22 protein-coding genes are annotated in these 24,016 nt (G+C 71.7%); 12 read left to right on the top strand and 10 right to left on the bottom strand.

Features of this window, described 5'->3' with window-relative positions; genetic code table 11:
• Positions 1 to 513: a DUF3592 domain-containing protein gene (locus KUA19_RS29385; protein ID WP_217401019.1), complete on the bottom strand. Its 513-nt coding sequence runs from the start codon at positions 511 to 513 to the stop codon at positions 1 to 3.
• A gap of 71 nt (positions 514 to 584) precedes the next feature.
• Here KUA19_RS29385 and recD2 point away from each other — a divergent pair, with 71 nt between their 5' ends.
• On the top strand, positions 585 to 2,858 hold the full coding sequence (gene recD2, locus KUA19_RS29380; protein WP_372451875.1) for an SF1B family DNA helicase RecD2: 2,274 nt from the start codon (positions 585 to 587) through the stop codon (positions 2,856 to 2,858).
• Between the two features lie 116 nt (positions 2,859 to 2,974).
• Complete coding sequence (locus KUA19_RS29375; RefSeq protein WP_217401015.1) at positions 2,975 to 3,982, top strand: NAD-dependent epimerase/dehydratase family protein; 1,008 nt, start codon at positions 2,975 to 2,977, stop codon at positions 3,980 to 3,982.
• 289 nt (positions 3,983 to 4,271) lie between these two features.
• Here KUA19_RS29375 and KUA19_RS29370 read toward each other — a convergent pair whose 3' ends face one another.
• Positions 4,272 to 4,775 carry a nucleoside deaminase gene (locus KUA19_RS29370; protein WP_308167710.1) on the bottom strand — a complete coding sequence of 168 codons (504 nt, stop codon included), beginning with the start codon at positions 4,773 to 4,775 and terminating at the stop codon, positions 4,272 to 4,274.
• A gap of 212 nt (positions 4,776 to 4,987) precedes the next feature.
• Between KUA19_RS29370 and KUA19_RS29365 the strand changes: the two genes are divergently transcribed.
• The 5 genes from KUA19_RS29365 (at position 4,988) to KUA19_RS29345 (ending at position 8,437) form a co-directional block, all read left to right on the top strand.
• Positions 4,988 to 6,271 carry a citrate synthase gene (locus tag KUA19_RS29365; RefSeq protein ID WP_217401013.1) on the top strand — a complete coding sequence of 428 codons (1,284 nt, stop codon included), beginning with the start codon at positions 4,988 to 4,990 and terminating at the stop codon, positions 6,269 to 6,271.
• 85 nt (positions 6,272 to 6,356) lie between these two features.
• A complete protein-coding gene (locus KUA19_RS29360; RefSeq protein ID WP_217401011.1) occupies positions 6,357 to 6,956 on the top strand; it encodes a sulfite oxidase-like oxidoreductase in 600 nt (199 codons plus the stop codon).
• Positions 6,926 to 7,690, top strand: a complete 765-nt coding sequence (locus KUA19_RS29355) for a ferredoxin reductase (protein WP_217401009.1) — start codon at positions 6,926 to 6,928, stop codon at positions 7,688 to 7,690. Before KUA19_RS29360 ends, KUA19_RS29355 begins: the two co-directional genes overlap by 31 nt.
• A 14-nt stretch (positions 7,691 to 7,704) precedes the next feature.
• Positions 7,705 to 8,010 (top strand): DUF6510 family protein, encoded by a 306-nt coding sequence (locus KUA19_RS29350; protein WP_217401007.1) that lies wholly within the window; start codon positions 7,705 to 7,707, stop codon positions 8,008 to 8,010.
• Positions 8,011 to 8,047: 37 nt separating this feature from the next.
• The gene (locus KUA19_RS29345; protein ID WP_217401005.1) at positions 8,048 to 8,437 is read left to right on the top strand and encodes a PPOX class F420-dependent oxidoreductase; all 390 of its coding nucleotides are present in this window, start codon (positions 8,048 to 8,050) and stop codon (positions 8,435 to 8,437) included.
• Between the two features lie 21 nt (positions 8,438 to 8,458).
• On the opposite strand, the gene KUA19_RS29340 is transcribed toward KUA19_RS29345, so the two are convergent.
• From KUA19_RS29340 to KUA19_RS29330, 3 genes are read right to left on the bottom strand one after another with little or no spacing between them, the layout of a single operon-like run.
• A complete protein-coding gene (locus KUA19_RS29340; protein ID WP_217401003.1) occupies positions 8,459 to 9,640 on the bottom strand; it encodes an ABC transporter permease in 1,182 nt (393 codons plus the stop codon).
• On the bottom strand, positions 9,640 to 10,347 hold the full coding sequence (locus KUA19_RS29335) for an ABC transporter ATP-binding protein (RefSeq protein ID WP_372451874.1): 708 nt from the start codon (positions 10,345 to 10,347) through the stop codon (positions 9,640 to 9,642). Before KUA19_RS29335 ends, KUA19_RS29340 begins: the two co-directional genes overlap by 1 nt.
• Entirely contained in the window at positions 10,344 to 11,693 is a 1,350-nt protein-coding gene (locus KUA19_RS29330) for an efflux RND transporter periplasmic adaptor subunit (RefSeq protein WP_217401001.1), read from the bottom strand. The genes KUA19_RS29335 and KUA19_RS29330 overlap by 4 nt, the downstream gene beginning before the upstream one ends.
• A gap of 234 nt (positions 11,694 to 11,927) precedes the next feature.
• Here KUA19_RS29330 and KUA19_RS29325 point away from each other — a divergent pair, with 234 nt between their 5' ends.
• From KUA19_RS29325 to KUA19_RS29315, 3 genes are all read left to right on the top strand, one after another.
• A complete protein-coding gene (locus tag KUA19_RS29325; RefSeq protein WP_217400999.1) occupies positions 11,928 to 13,559 on the top strand; it encodes a DUF4331 domain-containing protein in 1,632 nt (543 codons plus the stop codon).
• 128 nt (positions 13,560 to 13,687) lie between these two features.
• On the top strand, positions 13,688 to 14,983 hold the full coding sequence (locus tag KUA19_RS29320) for a tetratricopeptide repeat protein (protein WP_217400997.1): 1,296 nt from the start codon (positions 13,688 to 13,690) through the stop codon (positions 14,981 to 14,983).
• A complete protein-coding gene (locus KUA19_RS29315; RefSeq protein ID WP_217400995.1) occupies positions 14,980 to 16,629 on the top strand; it encodes a hypothetical protein in 1,650 nt (549 codons plus the stop codon). Before KUA19_RS29320 ends, KUA19_RS29315 begins: the two co-directional genes overlap by 4 nt.
• Positions 16,630 to 16,708: 79 nt before the next feature.
• On the opposite strand, the gene KUA19_RS29310 is transcribed toward KUA19_RS29315, so the two are convergent.
• Complete coding sequence (locus KUA19_RS29310; RefSeq protein WP_217400993.1) at positions 16,709 to 17,206, bottom strand: NUDIX hydrolase; 498 nt, start codon at positions 17,204 to 17,206, stop codon at positions 16,709 to 16,711.
• Between the two features lie 211 nt (positions 17,207 to 17,417).
• Here KUA19_RS29310 and KUA19_RS29305 point away from each other — a divergent pair, with 211 nt between their 5' ends.
• Together KUA19_RS29305 and KUA19_RS29300 are read left to right on the top strand one after the other, a co-directional pair.
• Complete coding sequence (locus KUA19_RS29305; RefSeq protein WP_217400991.1) at positions 17,418 to 17,738, top strand: hypothetical protein; 321 nt, start codon at positions 17,418 to 17,420, stop codon at positions 17,736 to 17,738.
• Between the two features lie 2 nt (positions 17,739 to 17,740).
• Positions 17,741 to 18,550, top strand: a complete 810-nt coding sequence (locus KUA19_RS29300) for a DUF6585 family protein (RefSeq protein WP_217400989.1) — start codon at positions 17,741 to 17,743, stop codon at positions 18,548 to 18,550.
• Positions 18,551 to 18,602: 52 nt separating this feature from the next.
• Here KUA19_RS29300 and KUA19_RS29295 read toward each other — a convergent pair whose 3' ends face one another.
• The 4 genes from KUA19_RS29295 to KUA19_RS29280 form a co-directional block, all read right to left on the bottom strand.
• On the bottom strand, positions 18,603 to 19,514 hold the full coding sequence (locus tag KUA19_RS29295; RefSeq protein ID WP_217400987.1) for a GNAT family N-acetyltransferase: 912 nt from the start codon (positions 19,512 to 19,514) through the stop codon (positions 18,603 to 18,605).
• Complete coding sequence (locus KUA19_RS29290; RefSeq protein WP_217400985.1) at positions 19,514 to 20,428, bottom strand: GNAT family N-acetyltransferase; 915 nt, start codon at positions 20,426 to 20,428, stop codon at positions 19,514 to 19,516. The genes KUA19_RS29295 and KUA19_RS29290 overlap by 1 nt, the downstream gene beginning before the upstream one ends.
• An 85-nt stretch (positions 20,429 to 20,513) precedes the next feature.
• Positions 20,514 to 22,463 carry a M14 family metallopeptidase gene (locus tag KUA19_RS29285; RefSeq protein WP_217400982.1) on the bottom strand — a complete coding sequence of 650 codons (1,950 nt, stop codon included), beginning with the start codon at positions 22,461 to 22,463 and terminating at the stop codon, positions 20,514 to 20,516.
• A 71-nt stretch (positions 22,464 to 22,534) separates the two neighbouring features.
• Positions 22,535 to 23,959, bottom strand: coding sequence for a trypsin-like serine protease (locus KUA19_RS29280; RefSeq protein WP_308167709.1), 1,425 nt, complete (start codon positions 23,957 to 23,959; stop codon positions 22,535 to 22,537).
• Positions 23,960 to 24,016: the final 57 nt, after the last annotated feature.

The raw sequence follows: 24,016 nt of genomic DNA, 5'->3' as shown, positions 1-24,016 counted from the left end.
TCAGCCCTGGGGAGCCGGGATCATCGCGGCCCGGCCGAGGCGGCGCTGGAGCGTCATGTCCCGCCAGGCGATGAACAGCAGCAGGGCGGAGAACCCGAGCGCGAGCAGCGGTAGGGGCCAGGAGAAACCCTCCGACGCGTACTCGACGTACTCGGGTTCGGCCGGGTCGTAGCGCACCGCCAACCGGCTGCCGACCGAGTACGGCGGGATCTTCTGGCCGTTGCCCGCCACGACGGCGACCTCCCGATCGACCGGAGCGGGCAGCCGCACCGTCACCGAGTAGGGCTGCTTGTCCCCGTTGACGTGGACGACCTCGGCGACCGTGACCTTTCCACCGAGCCGTAGCGCGGCGTCGTGGTAGGCGAAGTCCCCGGCCATGGCCAGCCATACGGGCACGACGAGCGCGACCAGGATCGAGACGAAGGTGAGCCGGGTGCGGCTGTTCGCGTCGCCGGTGAGGGGCGCGTGCACCAGGGTCAGCCTGCGGTCGATTCGATCGAGCAAGGATTTCACGTCCGACAGTCTGACGTGCCTGTCAAGCTGCGCTTTCTCCGTTCGTCACACGGATGCGGCACGATGTCGGGGTGACCGCGCAGACCTCCGCCCCCGGTGAGGCGGCCCCCGCCCGGCCGCCCGGTGTGGTGCTGGAGGCGGTGCTGGAGCGGATCACGTATGCCAACGAGGAGACCGGCTACACCATCGCCCGGGTCGCCACCGAGAAGCGGGGCGATGACCTGCTCACCGTGGTCGGCGCGCTGCTGGGCGCCCAGCCCGGCGAGAGCCTGCGGATGACCGGCCGCTGGACCTCCCACCCGCGCTACGGCCGCCAGTTCGAGGTGTGGAACTACACCACGGTGCTGCCCGCCACCATCGTCGGCATCGAGCGCTACCTCGGCTCCGGGCTGGTCAAGGGCATCGGCCCGAAGCTCGCCGAGCGGATCGTGGCCCACTTCGGGGTGGACACGCTGCGGGTCATCGAGGAGACACCGCAGCGCCTGATCGAGGTGCCCAAGCTCGGCCCCAAGCGCACCAAGCTGATCGCGGCGGCCTGGATCGAGCAGCAGGCGATCAAGGAAGTCATGATCTTCCTGCAGGGCGTCGGCGTGTCCACGTCCCTGGCCGTGCGCATCTACAAGCAGTACGGCGACGGCTCGATCACCGTCGTGCGCGAGGAGCCGTACCGGCTGGCCGCCGACGTGTGGGGGATCGGGTTCCGGACCGCCGACACCATCGCGCGGGCGGTGGGGATCGCCCACGACAGCCCGCAGCGGGTCAAGGCCGGGCTGCAGTACACGCTCAGCGAGGCGGCCGACGCCGGGCACTGCTACCTGCCCGCGCCCAACCTGGTCGCCGACGCGGTGAAGATCCTGGCCGTCGCCGACAAGGAGGGCAACGACCTGGGCGTGCCCGCCGAGCTGGTCACCCGCTGCCTGGCCGAGCTGGTCGGGGACGAGGGCGTGGTGCGCGAGGAGGTGCCCGGCGTAGACGGTGGCGCGGTGCCCGCCGTCTACCTCGTGCCGTTCCACCGGGCCGAGCGCGGGCTGGCGCAGAGCCTGCTCGGGCTGCTCAACACCGGCCGCGACCGGCTGTCGGCCTTCGCCGGGGTCGACTGGGTCAAGGCGCAGGCCTGGTTGAAGGCGCGCACCGGGCACGAGCTGGCCCCCGAGCAGGAGCAGGCGGTGCGGCTGGCGCTGACCGAGAAGGTGGCGGTGCTGACCGGCGGACCGGGCTGTGGCAAGAGCTTCACCGTCCGGTCGGTGGTGGAGCTGGCGCGGGCCAAACGCGCCAAGATCGTGCTGGCCGCGCCGACCGGCCGGGCCGCCAAGCGGCTGGCGGAGCTGACCGGCCACGAAGCGACCACGGTGCACCGGCTGCTCAAACTCCAGCCGGGCGGCGACCCGTCATACGACCGCGACAATCCGCTCGACGCCGACCTGGTCGTCGTCGACGAGGCGTCCATGCTGGACCTGATCCTGGCCAACAAGCTGGTCAAAGCCGTCGCGCCCGGCGCGCACCTGCTGCTGGTCGGCGACGTGGACCAGCTGCCCTCGGTGGGCGCGGGCGAGGTGCTGCGCGACCTGCTCAACGCCGACGTCATTCCGCGCGTGCGGCTGACCCAGATCTTCCGGCAGGCGCAGGAGTCGGGCGTCGTGGTCAACGCCCACCGCATCAACCGCGGCGAGTTCCCACAGCTCAAAGGCTTCCCCGACTTCTACTTCTTCGAGTGCGACGACACCGAGGCGACCGCGCCGCTGGTCGTCGACCTCGTCTCCAAGCGCATCCCGAAGCGGTTCGGGTTCGACGCCCGCCGCGACATCCAGGTGCTGACCCCGATGCACCGCGGTCCGGCCGGGGCGGGCAACCTCAACCTGCTGCTGCAGGAGGCGCTGACGCCGTCGGTCGAGGGCAAGCCGGAGCGGCGCTTCGGCGGCCGGGTGTTCCGGATCGGCGACAAGGTCACCCAGATCCGCAACAACTACGACAAGGGCACGGCCGGGGTCTTCAACGGCACCGTCGGCGTGGTCACCGGGCTGTCACCGGAAGACCAGACGCTGACCGTACGCACCGACGAGGACGAGGACGTGCCGTACGCGTTCGACGAGCTGGACGAGCTGGTCCACGCGTACGCGATCAGCATCCACCGCTCGCAGGGCTCGGAGTATCCGGCCGTGGTCGTCCCGCTGACCACCGCCGCCTGGATGATGCTGCAGCGCAACCTGCTCTACACGGCGGTCACCCGCGCCAAGAAACTGGTCGTGCTCGCCGGTTCCACCCGCGCGCTGGCCGTCGCGGTCCGCACCCTCGGCGCGGGCCGTCGCCACACCGCCCTCGACCACCGCCTCCTCCCACCCACCTGAGTAAGGAAGGGCACCTTCTTAACTCGTCACTTGTCACTCGTCGGCCGAGGCGGGGCGGCTACGCCGACTGCGAACGGGGTGGCAGGCGGGGCGTCGCGGCGGTGATGCTGGCACGCATGCGACTGCTGGTGCTTGGTGGGACGGTCTTTCTCGGACACGAGGTGGCGGCGCAGGCTGTCGCCGCTGGACATGAGGTCACGTGCGTGGCACGCGGCGTATCGGGGACGGTGCCGGACGGGGTGCGGCTGATCGCCGCGAACCGCGATACCCCCGACGGCTTGTCGGCCCTTTCCGGCGAATCCTTCGACGCGGTCATCGACGTGGCGCGCCGACCCAGCCACGTCCGGCACGCGCTGGCCCAGCTCGGCGACCGGGTCGGCCACTGGGTGTACGTGTCGAGCTGCTCCGTCTACGCCGACCACAGCGTGCCCGGCCGCACCCCGGCCGACACGCCGCTGCTGCCCCCGGCCACGCCCGAGCAGGACGACGCCGCCGGCGAGAACTACGGCCCGGCCAAAGTCGCCTGCGAGCAGGCGCTGGTCGAGGCCGTCGGGCCGGACCGGGTGTTCCTGTGCCGCGCGGGCCTGATCGTCGGGCCGGGGGACCGGTTCAACCGGTTCGACTACTGGGTGTCGCGGCTGGCCCGGGGCGGCGAGGTGCTGGCGCCAGGGGCGCCGGACGAGTCGGCGCAGTGGGTGGACGTGCGGGACCTGGCCGCCTGGCTGCTGCGCGCGGCCGAGCAGCGGCTCGCGGGCGCGTACGACGGGATCGGCGCGCCGCTCGCCCGTGGCGACTTCTTCGCCGGTATCGCCGCGGCGCTGGGCACGAGCCCGGAGCTGACCTGGGCTGACCAGGAGTTCCTGCTCGGGCAGGGCGTCAGCGAGTGGATGGGGCCCCGCTCGCTGCCGATGTGGGCGTCCCTGCCGGAGTACGCCGGGTTCATGACGCGCGACGTCAGCGGGTCCCTGGCGGCGGGGCTGATCACCCGCCCGCTGGCCGACACCGTGCGCGACACGTACGCCTGGCTGCCCGACGCGGGTGACCGTACCCGGGCCAGCGGCATCGACCCCGCCGACGAGGCCGCTCTCCTGGCCGCGTTCCACGCCGCCCACCCGCGCCCCTGAGCGCCCCGCCCCGCGCTCGCTCCCGCGCCGGGCCGCCCCGCCACCCCCGCCCCGCACCGCACGCCGAGCAAGATCGCGTCAGTTTCGGGGAAACTGCAGGAATCTTGGACCCGATTCGTGCACTTTCCCGGAAACTGCATCAACGTCCGGGCGACGGGAGCCCGTCGCGGAGCGGTGGGCACCTGCGACGAGTTAAGAAGGGGCCCTTCCTCTACGCAAAGCGATAAGAAGGTGCCCTTCCTTTCCTCGCGGAGCGGGGGCGGAGCGGGGGTGGGCGGGGCGGCGGGCGTCAGAAGGGGATGCGGTCGATCTTTTCTTGCCAGGCGTGGAAGGGGTCCATCAGGTTCGGGGTGACCACCTGGACGACCGGGGTGGACCACAGCTGGCGGGGCATCTCGAAGAGGTTGTAGAATCGAAGGTCGTCGAAGCCGCTGCGGGCGGCGTCGACGCGGGTGGCACCGTAGACGACGCGGTCGATGTGTGCCCACAGCGCCGCGGCCAGGCACATCGGGCAGGGCTCGCAGGAGGAGAAGAGCACCGTCCCAGGGATCTGGAATGACATCAGCTGACGGCAGGCGGCCCTGATCGCGGTGATCTCGGAGTGGGCGGTGGGATCCAGGTCCTTGGTGACCCGGTTGACGCCCTTGCCGATGATCTGGTCGCCCTTGACGATGAGGCTGGCGAACGGCCCGCCGCCGAGTTCGACGTTGGTCACCGCGGACTGCACCGCGATGGCCAGGAAGGCCCGGTCGGCCTCCTCGGTCATGATGGTCGAGTGGGGCAGCGTCGCCACCCTCTCAGGGTATGCCCAGACCACGGCGGCGCTGCCTGATCCGGCAGCACAAGGTCCCATAAATCGGCCCAAAATCGGGTAAGTGCCTTTAAAGCACGAGCCGGTCGGCGTGATTCTCCCCTCAGCGAGGGCTGCGGCAGGTGCCGAACCGCAGGGCTTACGGTGAAACTTAACTACTGATAAAGGATCTCCCGATAAAGCGAGGGAAAGTCGTGGCGGATGTGAACCTGGAAACCCCGGGCGGACACCTCTCCCTGGATGTACAGCCCGCCGTCGAGGGTGCCTCTGGCCTCGACATCGGCAAGGTGCTGAAGGAGACGGGGTTCGTCACGTACGACCCCGGCTTCGTGAACACCGCGGCGTGTACCTCCGCGATCACCTACATCGACGGTGACGAGGGCATTCTGCGTTACCGCGGTTACCCGATCGAGCAGCTGGCGGAGCACTCGACCTTCCTTGAGGTCTCCTACCTGCTGATGTACGGCGAGCTGCCCACCGCCGCGCAGCTGAGCGAGTTCACCGAGCGCGTCCGCCTGCACACGCTGCTGCACGAGGACATGAAGCGCTTCTTCGAGGGCTTCCCCAAGGACGCGCACCCGATGTCGGTGCTGTCGGCCGCCGTCAGCGCGCTGGGCACCTTCTACCAGGACAGCCTGGACCCGTTCGACAACGACCAGGTCGAGATCTCGACCGTGCGCATGCTGGCCAAGCTGCCCACCATCGCGTCGTACGCGTACAAGAAGTCCATCGGTCAGCCGATGCTCTACCCGGACAACTCCCTCGGGTACGTCGACAACTTCCTGCGGATGACCTTCGGCGTGCCGGCGACCTCGTACGAGATCGATCCGGTCTTCGCCAAGGCGCTGGACCTGCTGCTGATCCTGCACGCCGACCACGAGCAGAACTGCTCTACGTCGACGGTGCGGCTGGTCGGCTCGGCGCAGGCGAGCCTGTTCGCCTCGGTGTCGTCGGGTGTCAACGCGCTGTCCGGGCCGCTGCACGGCGGGGCCAACGAGGCCGTGCTGGCGATGCTGGAGCGGATCCGGGCCGAGGGCGGCGACGTGCAGTCGTTCGTGCGCAAGGTCAAGGACCGCGAGGACGGTGTGCGCCTGATGGGCTTCGGGCACCGGGTCTACAAGAACTACGACCCGCGCGCCGCGATCGTGAAGACGATGGCGCAGGACGTGCTCGGTCGGATGGCCAAGCCGGACCCGCTGCTCGACCTGGCCATGCAGCTGGAGGAGATCGCGCTGGCCGACGACTTCTTCGTCTCGCGCAAGCTCTACCCGAACGTGGACTTCTACACCGGCCTGATCTACAAGGCCATGGGCTTCCCGACGAAGATGTTCACGGTGCTGTTCGCCCTGGGCCGCCTGCCCGGCTGGATCGCGCAGTGGCGCGAGATGATCAGCGACCCGGCCACCAAGATCGGCCGCCCGCGCCAGGTGTACATCGGCTCGCCGGAGCGGAACTTCGTGCCGCTCGACCAGCGCTGACGCATACCGTCGAAACCGCTCTTCGCCCCCGCTCCCGGCAGGCGAAGAGCGGTTTTTCGTGTCCCGGGTGTGGTAGCTCTAGTGGATGGGCATCGTCTCGCCGGGGTTCCACGGGCGGCGCTCGGCGGCGGCTCCCAAGCTGCCGCCGGGGCAGTACCTGACCGAGGACTTTCCCGTGCTCACGGCCGGGCCCACGCCGCGCGTGCCGACCGACACCTGGGAATTCGTGATCATCACGGAGGCCGGGCAGCGGTACACCTGGAGCTGGGAGCGGCTGATGGCGCTGCCCAGCCAGACCGTCACGGTCGATCTGCACTGCGTGACGAAGTGGTCGAAGCTCGGCACCACCTGGACCGGGGTCAGCCTGGACACGCTGCTGGAGAACGTGGAGACCGCCGCCGACTTCGCGCTGGTGCACTCCTACGGCGGCTACACCACCAACCTGCCGGTGGAGGACCTGCTCGACGGGCAGGCGTGGGTGGCGTTCAAGTACGAGGGCGAGGACGTGCCGCCCGCGCACGGCGGCCCGGCCCGGCTGCTGGTGCCGCACCTGTACCTGTGGAAGTCGGCCAAGTGGGTGCGCGGGATCCAGCTGCTCAACGAGGACGAACCGGGGTTCTGGGAGAGCGCCGGCTACCACGACTACGGTGACCCATGGCGCGAGCAGCGGTATCAGGGGGACTGAGCCGGCGGCTCGAGTGGCGCGTGGCGCGGCTGGTGGAGCGCCGCGCCGAGACGTCCAGCGCCAGCACCCTGGTCCTGGACGTGCCGGGCTGGCCGGGACACCTGCCCGGTCAGCACGTGGATGTGCGGCTGACCGCCGAGGACGGGTACAGCACGCAGCGCAGCTACTCCATCGCCTCGGCGTCGAACGGTTCGCACGTCGAGCTCACCGTGCAGCGAGTGGACGAGGGCGAGGTCTCGCCGTACCTGGCCGAGGTGCTGGCGGTGGGGGATCCGGTGGAGATCCGTGGGCCGGTGGGCGGCTGGTTCGTGTGGCGGCACACCGACACCGTGCCGGTGACGCTGGTCGCGGGCGGTTCCGGGATCGTGCCGCTGATGGCGATGGTCCGCACCCGGCGCGCGGCGGGCAGCATGGCGCTGTTCCGGTTGCTCTACTCGGTGCGTACGCCCGAGGATCGCTTCTACGCCGACGAGCTGCGTCGCCGCGCGCGCGAGGACTTCGGCCTGGACGTCGCGTACGTGTACACGCGGCAGGCGCCGGAGGGCTGGCCCGGTGAGCCCCGGCGGCTGGGCGTGGCCGAGGTGAACACGCACGGCTGGCCCGCCGAGTTCCAGCCCTCCTGCTTCGTGTGCGGGCCGACCGGGTTCGTGGAGGCGGTCGCCGACATCCTCATCGCGCTCGGCCACGAGCCGCGCCGGGTGCGCACCGAACGCTTCGGCCCGAGCGGCCCCTGACCGAGAGGATCACGATGAACCCGTTCCAGGGCCCTGGCGAGGACTACCTCGCCGACGGCGACTACACCGACGGAAACGCGCTGGCCGGGCCGCTGCGGGAGATCTTCGCGGTGGATCTGACGGCGGCCAGCGGCAGGTGCGCGCACTGCGGCGCCGAGGGGCCGGTGGCACTGCTGCGGGTGTACGCGCACGCGCCCGGCCTGGTCGCCCGCTGCCCCTCCTGCACCGAGGTGATCATGCGGCTGGTCTGCGGCCCGAGCAGCGCCTGGCTGGACCTGCGCGGCGCGGTGAGCCTGCGCATCCCCCTCGGCATCGAATGACCTATGTGCTGCGGTTTCGCCCGGTAGATTCGCTCTCATGCCAATCCTGACCGAAGAAGACGTCGCCCTGCTCAACGAGCCGCAGCTCGCGCACGTGGCCGTGACCGCGTTCGACGGCTCCCCGCACGTCACCGCGGTATGGGTCGACACCGACGGCGAGCACATCATCTTCAACACCGCCAAAGGCCGGGTGAAGTACGACGCCCTGGTCCGCGACCCCCGCGTCGGCATCTCGGTCGTCGACCGCGCCGACGACTACCGCGCGCTGTGGGTGAAGGGCACCGCCGAGCTGGTCGAGGAGGGCGCCCGTGCCCACATCGACAAGCTGTCCAACAAGTACCTCGGCAAGGACTACCCGTTCGCCAAGCCGGGCGAGGAGCGCGTCATCGTGCGGATCACCCCGACCGCCAAGCTCGGCCAGGGCTGACCTCACTCCGTCCGGCCGACCTCACTCCGTCCGCAGCGCCGGTACGGGGTCCAGGCGGGCGGCGCGCAACGCGGGCGCCACCCCGAACACGACCCCTACCGTCGCCGCGACGGCGAAACTGAGCAGCACCGACCACCAGGTCAGCGCCGCGGGCACCGGGGTGAGCCGGTCGACCAGCACCGAGCCGAGCGCGCCGACGCCGATGCCGACCACGCCGCCGACGCTGGTCAGCAGCACCGCCTCGGCCAGGAACTGGGCGGCGATGTCGGCCGGTCCGGCGCCCAGTGCCCGGCGCAGGCCGATCTCGCGCACCCGCTCCCGCACCGACACCAGCATGATGTTGGAAACGCTCACCCCGCTGACCAGCAGCGAGATCCCGGCGGTGGCCGCCAGCACCCCGCCGAGCAGGCTGAGCACCCGGTCCAGCACGCCGACGATCTGATCCTGGGTGACCACGCTGAACTCGGTCTCGGGATGGCGGGCGGCCAGTTCGGCCGAGATGCGGTGGGTCAGGTCGGCCAGTTGCGCGGGCGCGTCGGCGCGTACGGCCAGCATGTCCACCCGGCCGGTGCCCAGCAGCCGGTGCGCCGTGGTGAGCGGGATGTGCAGCTCGTCGTCACGGTCCACGCCCAGGCTCTGCCCGAGCGGGGCGAACACCCCGATCACCCGAAACCGCACCCCGGCGACGCTGACCTGTGCCCCGACCGGGTTCGCGGGGCCGAACAGCGTGCGCGCGACCGTGGCACCCAGCACGGTCACCCGCCGGGCCAGGTCCACGTCGGTGGGCGACAGGTAGGCGCCCGCCGTCAGCTGCCGGGTCAACACCCGGGGCGAGTTGTCCAGCGCCCCGACGACGCTGGTGTACAGCTTGGCGTTGCCCGCCCGTACGGTCTCGCCCGAGGCGACCGAGGCGGCCACCCGGTCCGGGTCCCCGACGACCCGCGCCACCGCGGTCACATCGGACAGCTGCAGCCGCGAGGTGGCGGGCATGCCGATCTCCAGCTTGCCCGGCACCACCAGGAGCAGGTTCGAGCCGAGACTGGACACCGTCCCGGCCACCTCCTGCCGGGTGCCGTTGCCGACCGCGACCAGCACCATCACCGAGGCGACCCCGACGGTCACCCCCAGCATGGTCAGCGCGCTGCGCAGCGGGGTGGCGCGCAGCGACGCGGCGGCCACCCGGCACGCCTCGGCGAACCTCATCACCACTCCGTTCCGGTGTCGGCGGTGATCCGCCCGTCGTGCAGCTCGATCCGGCGCCGCGCGCGGTCGGCGATCCGGCGTTCGTGCGTGACGATCGCCAGGGCCACCCCGCGTTCGACGTTCAGTTCCTCCAGCAGGCTGAGCACCTGCTCGCCCGCGGCGGAGTCCAGGTTGCCGGTGGGCTCGTCGGCCAGCAGCACCGCCGGTTCGGTGACCAGCGCCCGCGCCACCGCGACCCGCTGCTGCTCACCGCCGGACAGCTGGCCGGGCCGGTGCTGCGCCCGGTGCGCCAGACCGACCCGGTCGAGCAGGTCCAGGGCGCGGCGGCGCCGCTGCGGGCCGGGCACGCCCCGGTAGACCAGCGGCAGGGCGACGTTGTCGACCGCGGTGGCCTGCGGTTGCAGGTGGAAGCTCTGGAACACGAATCCGATCACGCTGTTGCGCAGCCGGGCGAGCCTGCCCGCGGGCAGCGCGCCGACGTCCTCGCCGTCGATGAGCACCTGCCCGGCCGTGGGCCGCTCCAGGCCGCCGAGCAGGTGCATCAGCGTCGACTTGCCGGAGCCGGACGGGCCGGTCAGGGCGACGTGCTCGCCGCGTACGATCCGCAGGCTCACGCCGTGCAGCGCGGCGACGGCGGTCGTGCCGACCCGGTAGTCGCGCGAGACCTGCCGCGCCTCGATCACGGCGACGGAACCGGCGGCCGTCACTCGACGGTCATTCCCTCGCGGACCCGGGCCAGGCCGCTCACCACGATCTGGTCACCGTCGGTCAGGCCATCCAGGATCTCCGTACGGCCGTCGCCCGCCGCCCCGATCTTGACCGCCTGGGCCACCGCCTTGCCGGCCCGGACCAGCCAGACGAAGCTCTGACCGAGCTTGGTGAACAGCGCGTCGGTCGGCACCGACAGCTTGGCGTTCGTGTCGCCCACCGGCAGGTGCGCCACCGCGGACATGCCCGGCAGCGGCACCGGCTCCAGCTCGCCGTTGAGCGCGAACTTGGTCCGGTACGCCACCCCGCCGCGCGCCGACTTGGTCGGCAGCACGTCGATCGAGGTGATCGAGGCGTTGAACCGTGCCCCCGGCGCCGCCTCCAGGCTGACCGTGGCGTCGTCGCCGTTCTTGACATTCAGCACGTCGGTCTCGTCGATCTCACCGACCAGTGACAGCTCGCTGGTGTCGACGATGGTGACGATGGCCCGGCCCGCCGTGACGGGATCGCCGACCTCCGGGGTGTCGTTGACCCCGGGGTCCCCGGGCCCGCCGACGCCGACGTCGATGCCGGTGAGGCCGGGCAGCAGGGTGGCCAGCGGTCCCTGCGGCAGCCGGTCGGCCAGCATCGACGCGATGATCGCGTTGCTCTCCGGGCCGCCGAGCTGCACCGTGCCGTCGATCGGGGCGACCAGGGTCAGCGCGTCCACGGTGTTCTGCGCCGCGTCGGCGGCCGACTGGGTCAGCAACCGGGTCACCGCGTTGATGCCGACCAGGATCTCGTCGAGCTTCTTGAGATTGTCGTGCACGTCGTCGGCGAAGTCGTCCACGTCGTCGATGGTGTCCTTGAAGAGGTCCTCGCGCTCGTCGATCTCCTCGAGCGCGGCGTCGCGCAGCTCCGGGAACGGGATGAGCTCGGCGACGTCACGGGCCTCGTCGAACTGCTCCTCGCCGGTCTTGCGCAGGTCGTCGATGATGTCGTCGAGGTCGGCGGGGTCGATCTTCTTGATGTACTTGACCGTGTTCGCGGCCTGGCGGGCGCGGGCCAGCCGCTGCATCGCCAGCGGGGAGTCGACGCGGCCCAGCACCTCGCCCTGGTGCACGAACTGGCCCGGCTGGACGGTCAGCTCCACCAGCACGCCGCGGGCCGGGGCACGCAGCGTGGCCGAGTTGCGTGCGGCCACCTGGGCCGGAACGTCGATGAACTCGGAGACGCTGGCGCGGCGCACCTCGTCCAGGACGATGGACGGGTCGGGCTCCTCGACCGCCGCACCGGCCACCGTGAACGGCAGCGTGGCGGCTGTCAGCCCCAGGACGGCGCGGCGGGCGGTGAAGGCACGGGTCACCGCACCAGCCTAGCGACATTGTGTCACATTACGGACTTATCACCACTGTGTCCGCCGGAATTGTGTATCCGGTCGAAAGTGCCCGCCGAGCCGCGACGTGGGGGGTGATTCGGTGCCGAGGGCCGCGCGGATGGCCCGGTGACGCCATGTCGACAACGGCCAATCCATGCCGGTCGGTGGGCCCGAAGTCCTCGCGCAGTCAGCTCTCGACTGTCCGAAGGGGAGGACCATCCGATGTCAGACATCCCGCGCCGCAGGGCACGTCGCCTCGGCGTCGCGCTCGCGGCAGTCACCTGCCTCGCCCTGGCCGCCGCCGGGTACGCGCTCGGCCCCGGCTCGGCCGGGGCGTCCAGCCACCGCGAGGCGCCGCTCATCGCGCTCGACCCGGCCGTCGACGCGACCGACCTGTACGCCTTCGTCAGCCCGGACCGCCCCGGCTACGTCACCTTCGTCGCCAACTGGGTGCCGTTCCAGGAGCCCAACGGCGGACCGAACTTCTACCCGTTCGCCACCGACGCGGCGTACGCGATCAATGTGGACAGCGACGGGGACGCCCGGCCGGACGCGCGGTTCCGGTGGACGTTCCAGAACGTCGACAAGCGCGGCAACTCGACGTTCCTGCTCAACAACGGGCCGGTGACCTCGCTCGACGACGAGAACCTGCTGTTCCGGCAGACCTACACGCTGGAGTCGTCGTTCCACGGGGAGGCGTTCCGGACCCGCGCGAGCAGCGTGCCGGTGGCCCCGTCCCGGGTCGGCCCGGCGTCGATGCCCGACTACGGCGCGCTGCGCGAGCAGGCGACGATCAAGCTGTCCGGCGGCTGGCGCATCTTCGCCGGGCAGGCCGACGACCCGTTCTTCCTCGACCTGCGCGTCTTCGACCTGCTCTACGGCGGCGACCTCAGCGAGACCGGGCAGGACACGCTGGCCGGATACAACGTCAACACGATCGCGCTGGAGGTGCCGTTCAAGGACGTCGCCCTCGGCGGCGACGGCACCCGCAACCCGGTGATCGGCATCTGGACCAGCACCGAGCGGCCCCGGGTCCGCATCACCGGCAAGACCGGCGACATCCGCTCCGGCGAGCGGGTGCAGGTCTCGCGCCTGGGCAACCCGCTGGTCAACGAGGTGGTGGTGCCCGCCGGGCTCAAGGACGCGTTCAACGCCTCCACTCCGGACGGGGACGCGAAGATCCCGCAGCTGGTCCAGCGGGTCACCGAGCCCGAGGTGCCGAAGCTGATCGAGGCGATCTACCAGATCCCGGCCCCGGCGACGCCACGGAACGACCTGGTGGAGATCTTCCTGACCGGCATCACCACCAAGGCGGGCGGCCCGATCAAGGCCGACCTCAACTCGCAGCTGAACAACGCCGACGTGGACCCGAAGCGGTTCCGCCCGGCGGAGATGCTGCGGCTGAACCTGTCCGTGCCGCAGACGACCGGCCCGAACCGGCTGGGCGTGCTCGGCGGCGACCTGCAGGGCTTCCCGAACGGGCGGCGGCTGACCGACGACGTGGTCGACATCGAGCTGCAGGCGCTGGTCGGCGCCGCGCAGACCGGCAAGCTGGTCGACGCGCTCGCGACCGGCGACGGGGTGGACGCCAACGACAACGCCTTCGGCGACACCTTCCCGTACGTGGCCCTGCCCAACGCCACCGCCGTCAACGGCGGCACCGTCGCCCGGGGCGCCCCGCCCGCCACCCCGGACCCGGACGCCTCCCTGGCCCCGGCGGCCTCGTCCGCGACCGACACCCCGATGACCAGCGGACAGATGTGGGCCACGGTCGGCACCGCCTCGGCGGGTGCGCTGGGGTTGGCGTTCTTCGTCGGCTGGTGGATGCGCCGCCGCCGCACCCAGCCCCACTGAAGTAAGCAAGGGCACCTTCTTATCGGAATCCGTTGCAGAAGGTGCCCTTCTTGACCCGCTTCCGGCACAGGCCGGACGACCTTCTCCGGTGCGGAGCCGGAGGCAGCGAGCGAGCAGGGGAGAAACAGATGTGGCGCAGGATTGCCGCCGTGGTGATCACGGGGTTTCTGCTGACGGGGCTGGGTGGCGCGCTCGGCGCGGCACCGGCGGCGCCGGTCGACGGGGCGCCGGGCGAGCTCGCGTACGACCGACCCGACCCTGTCGCCCGCGGCGTGGCGCAGTTGCAGCGGCGGCTGGCCGACGTGCCCGGTGACTGGGCGGCCTGGGCGGCGCTGGGCACCGCGTACGTCGAGCAGGCGCGCCGCACCGGCGATCCCGGCTACTACCCGCGGGCGCAGGGCGCGCTCGACCGGTCCCGGCAGGTGCGCGCGGACAACGACGCGGCCCTGGTCGGCCTCGGTGCGCTGGCCAACGCGCGACACGACTTCGGGCAGGCCGAGCGGCTGGCCCGGCAGGCCCTGTCCGCCAACCCGTGGAGCGCCGACGCGTACGGCGTGCTGGCCGACGCGCTGACCCAGCTCGGCCGCCCCGCCGAGGCCACCACGGCGGTGCAGCGCATGCTCGACCTGCGGCCGGGGCTGCCCGCGCTGGCCCGCGCCGCGTACGACCTGGAGCAGCACGGCCAGGTCGAGACGGCCCGCGAGCTGTGGACCCGGGCGCTGGCGGCCGCGGTGGCCCCGGCCGACGTCGCGTTCGTCCGCCAGCAGCTTGGCGACCTGGCCTGGCACGCCGGTGACCGCACCGCCGCCGCCGAGCAGTACCGCGCCGGACTCGCCGCCGACCCGCACCTCCCGGCGCTGCGGCTGGGGCTGGCCCGGGTCGACGCCGGCACCGGCCACACCGACGCGGCCCTGTCCGCGTACGCCGACCTCGCCGCCGCCCAGCCCGCCCCCTCCCTGCTGGTCGAGTACGCCCAACTGCTGACCGCCGCCGGGCACCCCGACGCCGCGCGGGAGCAGCTGCGGCTGGCCGGGGCGGCACTGGCGCTGCTGGCCGCCAACGGTGGCGGCGACGAACTCGCCGCGGCCGAGGTCGCGCTGGCCATCGGCGACACCGAGGCAGCCGTCGCGCACGCGCGGGCCGAGTGGCGTCGCCGCCAGCACACCGACGTCGCCGATCTGCTCGGCTGGGCGCTGCACCGGGCGGGACGGTCGCGCGAGGCGCTGACGTACGCGCGGGCCGCCAACGCGCTCGGGACGCGCAGCGCCGGGTACGCGTACCACCTCGGCATGATCGAACTTGCTCTCGGTGACCGCGCGGCCGCGCGCCGGGACCTGGCCCGTGCGCTGGCGCTCAATCCCCACTTCTCGCCCGTCGACGCGCCCGCGGCGGCGCGCGCCCTCACCCTGGCAGGTGCCCGATGAGACCCGTCCGCCTCCTGACCGTGTTCGTCGCCGCGCTGGCCGGGGGACTGCTGCTGCCAGCGCCCGCCTCGGCACACCCGCTCGGCAACTTCTCGGTCAACCAGCTCGTGGCGCTGACCGTACGCCCCGCGACGCTGCACGCCACCGTCGTCGTCGACCTCGCCGAGCTGCCGACCCTGCAGGACCGGACGGCGGTGGACGCGTCCGGGGACGGGCTGGCCGAGCCCGCCGAACTGTCCGCGTACGCCCGGCGCAGCTGCGCCGACGTCGCCCGCGACGTCACCGTCACCAGCGGATCCGCCCGCCTGGGCTGGACCCTCGACTCCGCCGTCGCCGGGTACGCCCCGGGCGCGGCGGGCCTGTCCACCAGCCGTGTCACCTGCACCCTGCGTACGGGGCTGCCCGGGGCGCGGGTCGAGCTGTCCGTGCACAACGGATTCCGGGCCGACCGGGTCGGCTGGCGTGAGATCACCGTGGCCGGGGCGGGTGTCACCGCGACCGGCACGACCCCGTCCGGCGCCATCCTGCCCGCCCACAGCGGCACCGACGAGCTGCGCGTGTACCCGACCGATCCGCTCGCCTCGCCGCTGGACGTCCGAGACGCCCGCCTCGACATCCGGCCCGGCGCCGCCACCGCGACCGACACCGACACCGACACCGCCGCCGCGACCAGCACCGCCACCGGTGCCGACACGAGTACCGGCAGCACGGCCACGCCGCTGCGGCTGCTCGGCTGGGCGCAGGAGCGCATGCTCGCCGCCGTCGGTGGATCCGAGCTGACGCCGCTGGTCGGCGTGCTCGCGGTGCTGCTGGCGCTGCTGCTCGGGGCCGCTCACGCACTACTGCCCGGCCACGGCAAGACCGTGATGGCCGTATACCTGGCGGGTCGGGCCGGTCGCCCGCGCGACGCGTTGACCGTCGGCATCACCGTGACCGCGACCCACACGGGCGGGGTGATCGTGCTGGGCCTGGTGCTGACCGTGGTCTCCGGCCTGACCGGACAGACCATCCTGGGCTGGCTCGGCGTGGCCAGCGGCGCCATCGTCACCGCCGTCGGCCTGGGCATGCTCCTCCCCACCCTCCGCCACTCCCACCCGCACCCGCACCCGCACCCGCATCCGCGCCCGCACTCAGGCGACAGTTTCGGGGAAACTGCAGGAAAAGAGCCCTCGATTCCAGCAGTTTCCCCGAAACTGCAGCCAACCCACGGACACGCGCACGACGCGCACGCGCACGCGCACGCGCACGCGCACGGGCATGTGCATGGGCACGGGCATGCGCATGGGCATGGGCATGGGGGACACCGGCATCGGCACGGTGGGGGCGGGGGCGGGCGGGTGGGGATCGGGGCGCTGGGGGTGGCGGCGGGGCTGGTGCCCAGCCCGTCGGCGCTGGTGGTGCTGCTGGGCGCGATCGCGCTGGGGCGCACCGGGTTCGGGATCCTGCTCGTGCTCGCGTACGGCGTGGGTATGGCCGCGACGTTGACCGCCGCGGGCCTGCTCCTGCTGCGGCTGCGTGATCGCTGGTCAGCCCGCCTGAGCCGGTTCCGCCCGCTGGTCACCGCCGGTCCGGCGGTGGCAGGTCTGCTGGTGCTCGTGGTCGGCCTGGGGCTCGCGGCGCGCTCGGCCGCGCTGATCCCCGCCTGAGCCCCGGGCCCGGATGCCCCGCGGCCCGGTAGCCCCACCGGGCCGCGGCCTCAATACGCCCGGCGGACTCCGGCCGGGGTCACAGGCCCAGCTGCACCGGTTCGGCCGGAATGCCGCCGGTGAGCAGGACGGGCAGCAGGGTGGCCAGGGCGCGGGGCGAGAACAGGTCCGGACCCGCGTACGCGGTGATCTCCGGCAGTGACCACCAGCGCCAGGCGAAGAGGCTCTCCGCGGCCAGTTCCTCGTCGGTCATCGCACCGCGCGGCGTGAACGCCGCGGCGCGGACCAGGAAGTAGTCGTTGACGACGCCGTCGTAGCCCTTGGCGTGCCCGGCCGCGACGACCCGCTGGTGCCACACGTGCGGCGGCTCGGCGCTGATGGTGAGCCCGGTCTCCTCCCGCAGTTCGCGGTGCAGTGCGTCGAGCGTCGACTCGCCGGGTTCGACGCCGCCGCCCGGCGCGGCCCAGACGCTGATCCGTCCGGTCGGTTTGTCGAGGTCGTGTCGGCACAGCAGGATGCGGTCGGCGGGGTCGAGCACGATCGCACGGGCCGCTGGTCGCAGGTTCGGCGTCAGCATTGCCGCAGCCTACGACCCGGGTGATCAGGTCGCAGCCCGTTATCGGGCCTGGTGAGTCACCGCAGGTCACGCCGATGGTCCTGTTCGCACGGATGGCAACCGCCGCACTGAGCCGTGTCGAGCCATCCGAGAGCCGATCGGCCGATCCGGTATGGATCTCCCCGGTCGTAGGGTGTCGCAATCTTGACAGCTTTTACACAGGGGAATTTCCATGAGTAGAAAAGCGGTGCCGTACCTCCTGCTCCTCCTGATCGGGCTGGCGATGGCGGTCGGTGGGTTCCTGTTGCTGGACACCAAGGTGACCTGCGACGGCGAGGAGATGAGGCCCGGCGACCAGTGCATCGAGTACAGCGACACCAGCCGTAAGGCCTACACCTTCGACGAGTACGCCGACAAGGGCCGCCGTCAGTCCCTGGTCATCATGATCGGCGGCCTGGTGATCGCCGCCGGCAGTGCCTTCGGCGCCTGGCGCGCGGGCCGGACCCAGCACACCCAGGCCGAGGCCGCGGCCGCCTGGCAGCAGGGGTCCTGAGCATGTCGGCTACGGATGTGGTGACGGAGCCCGTCACCGTCACACAGGCGGCGGCGACGGCCGGCCTGGGGGAATTCCGCGCCTTCCACCGTGCCCGCAACGCGGTCACCCTCATGGTGGTCTGCGGCATGTTCGCGCTGATGTCGCTCGGCTGCGCCGGAGCCCTGCTGGTGGTCGACACGGACAGTCCCATGTACGACCAGCACGCCGCGGGCGCCCCGTACGTGGCGATCCCCGGGCTGGTGTTCCTGGTGCCGCTCATCTGGCTGATCGTGCGCAGCCCGGCGGTGTCGGCCAAGGCCCGCCGGTACGGCGTCTACGAGTACGAGCACGGCTTCGTGCACCTGCGGGCCAAGGGCGTGCAGGCGTACCGCTACGAGGCGGTGCAGACGGTGCACATGCGGATCGTCCGCAACAACACCTACGGCGCCGTCAACATGATCTACGACTACAACCTGGTGCTCAGCGACGGCCGCAAGCTGCAGCTCGGCACGTACGCCGCGGACATGGCCAAGTTCGGTCCGGTGCTGGCGGCCCAGGTCGCGCAGGCTCAGCTGCCCAAGGCGCTGGCCTACTTCGACCAGGGCAACCCGGTGACGTTCGGCCGGTTCACCGTCAGCGAGGAGGGCGTGTCCTCCGGCAAGAAGCTGGTCGCCTGGTCCGAGCTGGCCGGGATCACCGTGGCGCAGGGCCGGGTCTCCGTCCTGCGTACCGACGGCAAGTCCGTCGGCTGGAACATCGAGGTCGCCACGGTGCCGAACCTGTACACCATGCTCGCGCTGGTGGACAAGCTGCAGAAGAAGGTCCGCTGATCCGGCGGCACACGGCGGTGGGCGGCACTGGCGCGCCGCCCACCGCCACGTTTCACAGCTCCTTGAGATACGCCTGCTCGCTGGCGAAGATCTCGTAGCCGAACCAGTCGTTGACCGCGAGCATGGCCGCGTTCTCGTAGTCGTTGCAGGTGAACGCGGTGTGGATGCCCGCCTGCGCGGCCCGGCGCAGCGACTCCCACTTGACCAGCCGGGCCAGCCCGCGCCCCCGGTACGCCCGCAGCGTCGACGTGGTCTGCGTCATCGCCCGGCCCAGCTCCCGGTTGCCCTCGACCAGGGTCACCGAGGCGGGCACGCCGTCGACCACGGCCACCACGCCCACGTCCGGCAACTGGTCCGGGTTGTGCCAGCTGCGGTCGAGCCAGTCGGCATAGCCCAGGCCGTCGTACGGGACGTCGCCGGGCAGGTCGAGCATGGCGGCGTGCTCCAGCGTGAACACCGCCTCCGGACCGACCTCGGCCGCGGTGCGCAGCTCGACCCCGGCCGGGACGGGTGGCCGGGGTGGCAGTGTGCCGGTGTCGATCCGGGAGAAGCGGTTGCGCGCGCCGGGCCGGTAGCCGCGCGCGAGCGCGAAGGCGTGGTCTCCCGGGTCATGCTCGGTGATACCGCGCACCTGCCGGGCGCCGATGTCGCGCAGGTGCGCCTCCAGCCGGTCGTGCAGGGCCGAGCCGATGCCGCGACGGCGGTGGGCCGGGTCGACGACGATGTGGATCACGGCCGCGCCGGGCTGCGAGGTGTGGTCGTTGAATCCGGCGACCCCGACGGCGACGACCACGCCGTCGACCTCGGTGAGCAGCCGCAGCGTGCGTGTGGCGGCCGTCACGGTGCGCCAGCGGTTGACCTGGTTGGACAGGCTGGCGACGTACCAGGGAAAGGCGGCGTAGCGGACCCGCGACAGGTGCGGCACGTCGGCCTCGGTCGCCTCGCGGATGACCATGTCGCTCATCACAGCTCCTTGAGGACGGACCACTCGGCCGCGCAGACCTGGTAGCCGAGCCAGTCGTTGACCGCGAGCATCGGCTTGTTCTCGTAGTCGTTGCAGGTGATCGCGGTGTGGATGCCGACCTCGGCGGCCTTGCGCAGCGCGGCGGACTTGACCAGCTTGGCCAGGCCCCGGCCGCGGTAGTCGCGCAGGGTGCAGGTGCCGGTCGAGGTGCCGCGACCGGTGGCCTGGTCGGCCTCCATGAACGTGGCGCACGCGGGCACGCCGTCGACGACCGCCACGGTGCCGACGTGGTGCTGCTGGTCGGGGCTTCCCCAGTAGCGCTTGAGCCACAGGTCATAGGGCGTGCCGTCGTACGACACGTCGCCGGGTTCGTCGATCGAGGCGGCCTGGTCGAGGTCGTACACCGCGCGCGGACCGGCCTCGGTGAGGCTGATCAGGGTCACGCCCGGCGGCAGCTCCGGCATGGGCGGCAGGGCACGGGTGTCGAGCTGGGAGAAGCGGTCCTTGGCGCCGAGGGTGAAGCCCCGGTCGCGGGCGAAGGCGAGCGTCGCCTCGTCGTCGTTGGCCCACGCGTGCACCCGGGTGGCGCCGATGTCGCGCAGGTGCTCCTCCAGACGGCTGTGCAGCGCCGAACCGGTGCCCCGGCGGCGGAAATCCGGGTCCACCACCAGCGTCAGCGCGCCGGTGTTGGGCACCGAGGTCTGCAGGTTCAGGTTGGCCATGCCGAAGCCGACGACGCGGCCCTCGTGCTCGGCGAGCAGGCGCAGCGCGCGGCTGGCCTCGGGCACGGTCTGGAACCAGTTCTCCTGGGCCGCCACGCTGGCGGTGAACCAGGCATAGCTGGCGGTCCGGATGCGGGCCAGCTCAGGGACGTCCGCCAGGGTCGTCTCACGGATCAGCAGTTCGTCGGTCACGCCCCCTGTCTAACAGCGGCCGCAACCCATTTACCGGGTACGGCACCCGCCCGCTGGGCAGCCGGGCGGGTGCCGTACCCGGGTCTCACAGCGTCAGCGTCCAGGAGTTGACGTAGCCGGTGTCGGCCGAGGCCGCGTCCTGCACGCGCAGTCGCCACACGCCGTCGGCCGCCTCGCCCGACAGGTTCACGGTGAACGTCTGGTCGATGTTGTCGGCGCTGCCGCCGGTCCGGTTGGCCAGCGTGTAGACGCTGCCGTCCGGCGCCACCAGGGCCACCACCAGATCACCCTTGTACGTGTGCACGATGTGCACCTCGGCGGTGGCCGTCGCCGAGGCGTTGCGGCCGCAGCCGGTGATGGTGATGTCGCTGTAGACGGTGCTCAGGTCGGGGATGGTCACGTCGGTCGGGTTGGTGCCGACGCAGCCGGGCGCCCCGTTGACGGTCAGGGTGTAGGTCGCGGTCCGGGTCGCGCCGGTGCCCGTGCCGGTCACGGTGATCGGGTACGTCCCCGCCGGGGTCGACGCCGAGGTGCTGACCGTCAGCGTCGCCGACTGCCCCGAGGTGACCGAGGACGGGCTGAACGACGCGGTCGCGCCCGACGGCAGGCCGCTCGCGGTCAGGTTCACCGTCTGCGCCGCCCCGTTGGTGACCGCCGTGGCGACCGTCGAGGTCACCGCGCTGCCCGGGTTGACCGCGCCCGAGGCCGGGCTCAGGCTCACCGAGAAGTCGTTGGCCGCGGTGCAGTACTGCGCCTGCTTGTTGATGGCCCGGTACGGGCAGTCGGCGTACTCCGACAGCAGCAGCACCGCGTCGCGGTTGCGCGAGGTCTGCGCCGCGATCACCTCGTCGGCCGGGTAGAAGCCGGGGCTCGACGAGACGGGGTACATCTCGAACGTGTACGTCCATACCCGCTGGTCGCCCCAGAGCCAGTCGGTGATGTCGCCGTCGGTGATGTAGAGGTCGCTGCCCTGCTCCGGGGTGTAACCGTTGGTGGCGGCCATCTGCTGGCCGATGGTGGCGAACACGTTGTGCTCGTCGGCTGTCATGCCCGGGTTGACCGTGTCGGCGGTGGTGTACCCGAACGGCCACAGGATCAGCTCACCGTAGGTGTGGAAGTCGATGTTGGCCTTGACCTGCTGCACCCCGCCGATCCGGCGCGAGAGGACGAAGTCGCGCAGCACCTGCGCCTCCGGGGTGGAGAACGCCGACGGACCGCGGTAGGTCTCGCTGGAGGTCGTGCCGCTGGAGCCGCCGCAGCAGCCCCACTTGTAGCCGAAGTTGCGGTTGATGTCGGTGCCGACGCTGCTCGAACCGCTGTTGGGCTGCCGGTTCTTGCGCCAGGAGCGGTAGGAGCCGGTCGCGATGTCGTACTCGCCGCCGTCGGGGTTGAGGTCCGGGATGATCCAGATCTCGCGGGAGTCGACCACGGCGCGCACCCGGCTGTCGGTGGCGTACTGGTCGGTGAGCAGGTTGGCCAGGTAGAGCGCCATCTCGACGGTCAGGTGCTCGCGCGCGTGCAGGTGCGCGTTGATCAGGATCTCCGGCTCGTTCTCGTCGGTGCCGACGTTGTCGGAGATCTTCAGGGCGGTGATGGCCCTGCCCTCGTACGAGGTGCCGATCTGGGTCTTGGTCGCCAGCGTCGGATGGTCGGTCACGATCTTGTTCAGCTCGGCGGTCGCCTCGGCGAAGTCGTGGTAACCCGAATCCGCCGATGGGAACCCGTAGGCGATCGCGCCGGGGCTGCTCAGCTGGGCCGGGCCGGGCTGCTGCTCGAGCGTGAAGCCCAGCGCGCGGATGCGGGCCACCTCGGCGCCGGTGGCGGTGATGTAGATGCGGCCGTGCTCGACCAGGTCGATCGCGGCGCCCGTGCGGGCGACGGCGTTGCGGTCGGCCAGCGTCTTCGGGCCGACGACGAGGTACTGCGCGGAGCTGTCCGCGGTGGTGCTGGGGCCGACCGGCGCGGCGGCGGCCGGGGCCGTCACCACCAGCGCCGCGCCGAGCGTCAGCGCGGTGAACAGGATTCTGCCTCGCATGGGGTGTCCCTTCCGGGGGTATGGGGCAGGCCCGGCCGACGGGGGAGCGACCGGGCCTGCCAGGAGTGAGGTCAGAGGGTGAGCGTCCAGCTGTTGATATAGCCGGTGTCGGCCGACGCGGCATCCTGGACACGCAGGCGCCAGGTGCCGTTGCGGGCCTCGCTCGACAGGTTCACGGTGAAGGTCTGGTCGATGTTGTCGGCGCTGCCACCGGTGCGGTTGGCCAGCGTGTAGACGCTGCCGTCCGGCGCCACCAGGGCCACGACCAGGTCACCCTTGTACGTGTGCACGATGTGCACCTCGACCGTCGAGGTCGCCGATGCGTTGCCCGTGCAGCCGGACATGGCGATGTCGCTGTAGACCGTGCTCAGGTCCGGGATGGCCACGTCGGTGCCGTTGGTGACCGCGCCGCAGCTGCCGACCGCGTTCACGGTCCAGCCGAACGAGGCGGTGCCGGTCTTGCTCGCGCTGTCGGTGGCGGTCACGACCACGGTGGAGCTGCCGGGGGTGGTCGGCGTGCCGGTGATCTGGCCCGTGCTCGCGTTGATGGACAGGCCTGCGGGCAGGCCGGTCGCCGACCAGCTGTACGGCGCGGTGCCGCCGGAGGCGGTGTTGTTCAGGGTGACCGCGGTGCCGACGGTGGTGGTCTGGTTGCCGGGGTTGGCCACCGCGACGCCGCCCGGCGCCCCGCCCAGGGACACGGCCGCGTTGTAGATGTCGGTGGCGAAGTAGCGGACCTCGGTGTAGACGCCCGGGTTCTGGGCTCGGGCGCAGCCGGTGCCCCAGCTCGTGATGCCGACCTGGACCCACTCGTTGGCCGCGTTGCGCTTGAACATCGGGCCGCCGGAGTCGCCCTGGCAGGTGTCCACCCCGCCGGAGCTCCAGTTGCCCGCGCAGATCTCCTCGTTGGCGATCAGGCCCGAGTAGTCGCCGCCCGCGCTCTGGCACTGGGTGTCGGTGATGAACGGGACGTCGGCCTTGCGCAGGTAGCGCTGCTGCGCGCCGCCCTCGCTGGCCGCACCCCAGCCGGCCACGGTGAACGTGCCGCTGTGCAGGGAGGTGTCGGTGGCGATCTTCAGCAGCGGGGCCTGGGTGATCGGGCTGGACAGGCGGATCAGGGCCCAGTCCTTGCCGGTGCCGTTGTAGCCGGGGGCCCGGTAGACGTAGTTGGACGTCCGGGTGACCCGGCTGGAGTCCTGCAGGTCGACCACGCCCCAGGTGGCGGTGATCGAGCTGTTGTTCCCGGTGGCGCCGACGCAGTGGGCCGCGGTGAGCACGAGGCTCTGGGTGTACATGGCACCGCCGCAGCCCATGGACAGGCGCACCATCCACGGGAACTCGCCCTGCGTGGCGAGCACGCCGCCGACCACGGGCTGTGGGCCCTCCGGCCCGATGGGCACGGCCTGCGCGGGCGCTGCCGCGGCCAGGCTGCCGATGACGGCCGCGGCCAGCGCGATCGCGCCGGCCCGCAGGGCCGTTCGTAGTGTTTGCCTCACGGATCCTCCCAAGGTCCGACCGGCCGCCCGGTGGCTTCTGGCCCCGGGCAGCGGTGA

The organism is Catellatospora tritici, from assembly GCF_019083965.1.
Classification (GTDB): domain Bacteria; phylum Actinomycetota; class Actinomycetes; order Mycobacteriales; family Micromonosporaceae; genus Catellatospora; species Catellatospora tritici.
The sequence above is the reverse complement of the archived record's forward strand: the minus strand, read 5'-3'. Positions and strand labels throughout refer to the sequence as shown.

Coding starts and splice junctions, on each gene's coding strand:
- KUA19_RS29355 (WP_217401009.1), top strand. CDS start 6,926: ATGGCGCGAGCAGCGGTATCAGGGGGACTGAGCCGGCGGCTCGAGTGG.
- KUA19_RS29300 (WP_217400989.1), top strand. CDS start 17,741: ATGTCGGCTACGGATGTGGTGACGGAGCCCGTCACCGTCACACAGGCG.
- KUA19_RS29350 (WP_217401007.1), top strand. CDS start 7,705: ATGAACCCGTTCCAGGGCCCTGGCGAGGACTACCTCGCCGACGGCGAC.
- KUA19_RS29295 (WP_217400987.1), bottom strand. CDS start 19,514: ATGAGCGACATGGTCATCCGCGAGGCGACCGAGGCCGACGTGCCGCAC.
- KUA19_RS29325 (WP_217400999.1), top strand. CDS start 11,928: ATGTCAGACATCCCGCGCCGCAGGGCACGTCGCCTCGGCGTCGCGCTC.
- KUA19_RS29375 (WP_217401015.1), top strand. CDS start 2,975: ATGCGACTGCTGGTGCTTGGTGGGACGGTCTTTCTCGGACACGAGGTG.
- KUA19_RS29345 (WP_217401005.1), top strand. CDS start 8,048: ATGCCAATCCTGACCGAAGAAGACGTCGCCCTGCTCAACGAGCCGCAG.
- KUA19_RS29285 (WP_217400982.1), bottom strand. CDS start 22,463: ATGCGAGGCAGAATCCTGTTCACCGCGCTGACGCTCGGCGCGGCGCTG.
- KUA19_RS29310 (WP_217400993.1), bottom strand. CDS start 17,206: ATGCTGACGCCGAACCTGCGACCAGCGGCCCGTGCGATCGTGCTCGAC.
- KUA19_RS29360 (WP_217401011.1), top strand. CDS start 6,357: ATGGGCATCGTCTCGCCGGGGTTCCACGGGCGGCGCTCGGCGGCGGCT.
- KUA19_RS29340 (WP_217401003.1), bottom strand. CDS start 9,640: ATGAGGTTCGCCGAGGCGTGCCGGGTGGCCGCCGCGTCGCTGCGCGCC.
- KUA19_RS29315 (WP_217400995.1), top strand. CDS start 14,980: ATGAGACCCGTCCGCCTCCTGACCGTGTTCGTCGCCGCGCTGGCCGGG.
- KUA19_RS29305 (WP_217400991.1), top strand. CDS start 17,418: ATGAGTAGAAAAGCGGTGCCGTACCTCCTGCTCCTCCTGATCGGGCTG.
- KUA19_RS29320 (WP_217400997.1), top strand. CDS start 13,688: ATGTGGCGCAGGATTGCCGCCGTGGTGATCACGGGGTTTCTGCTGACG.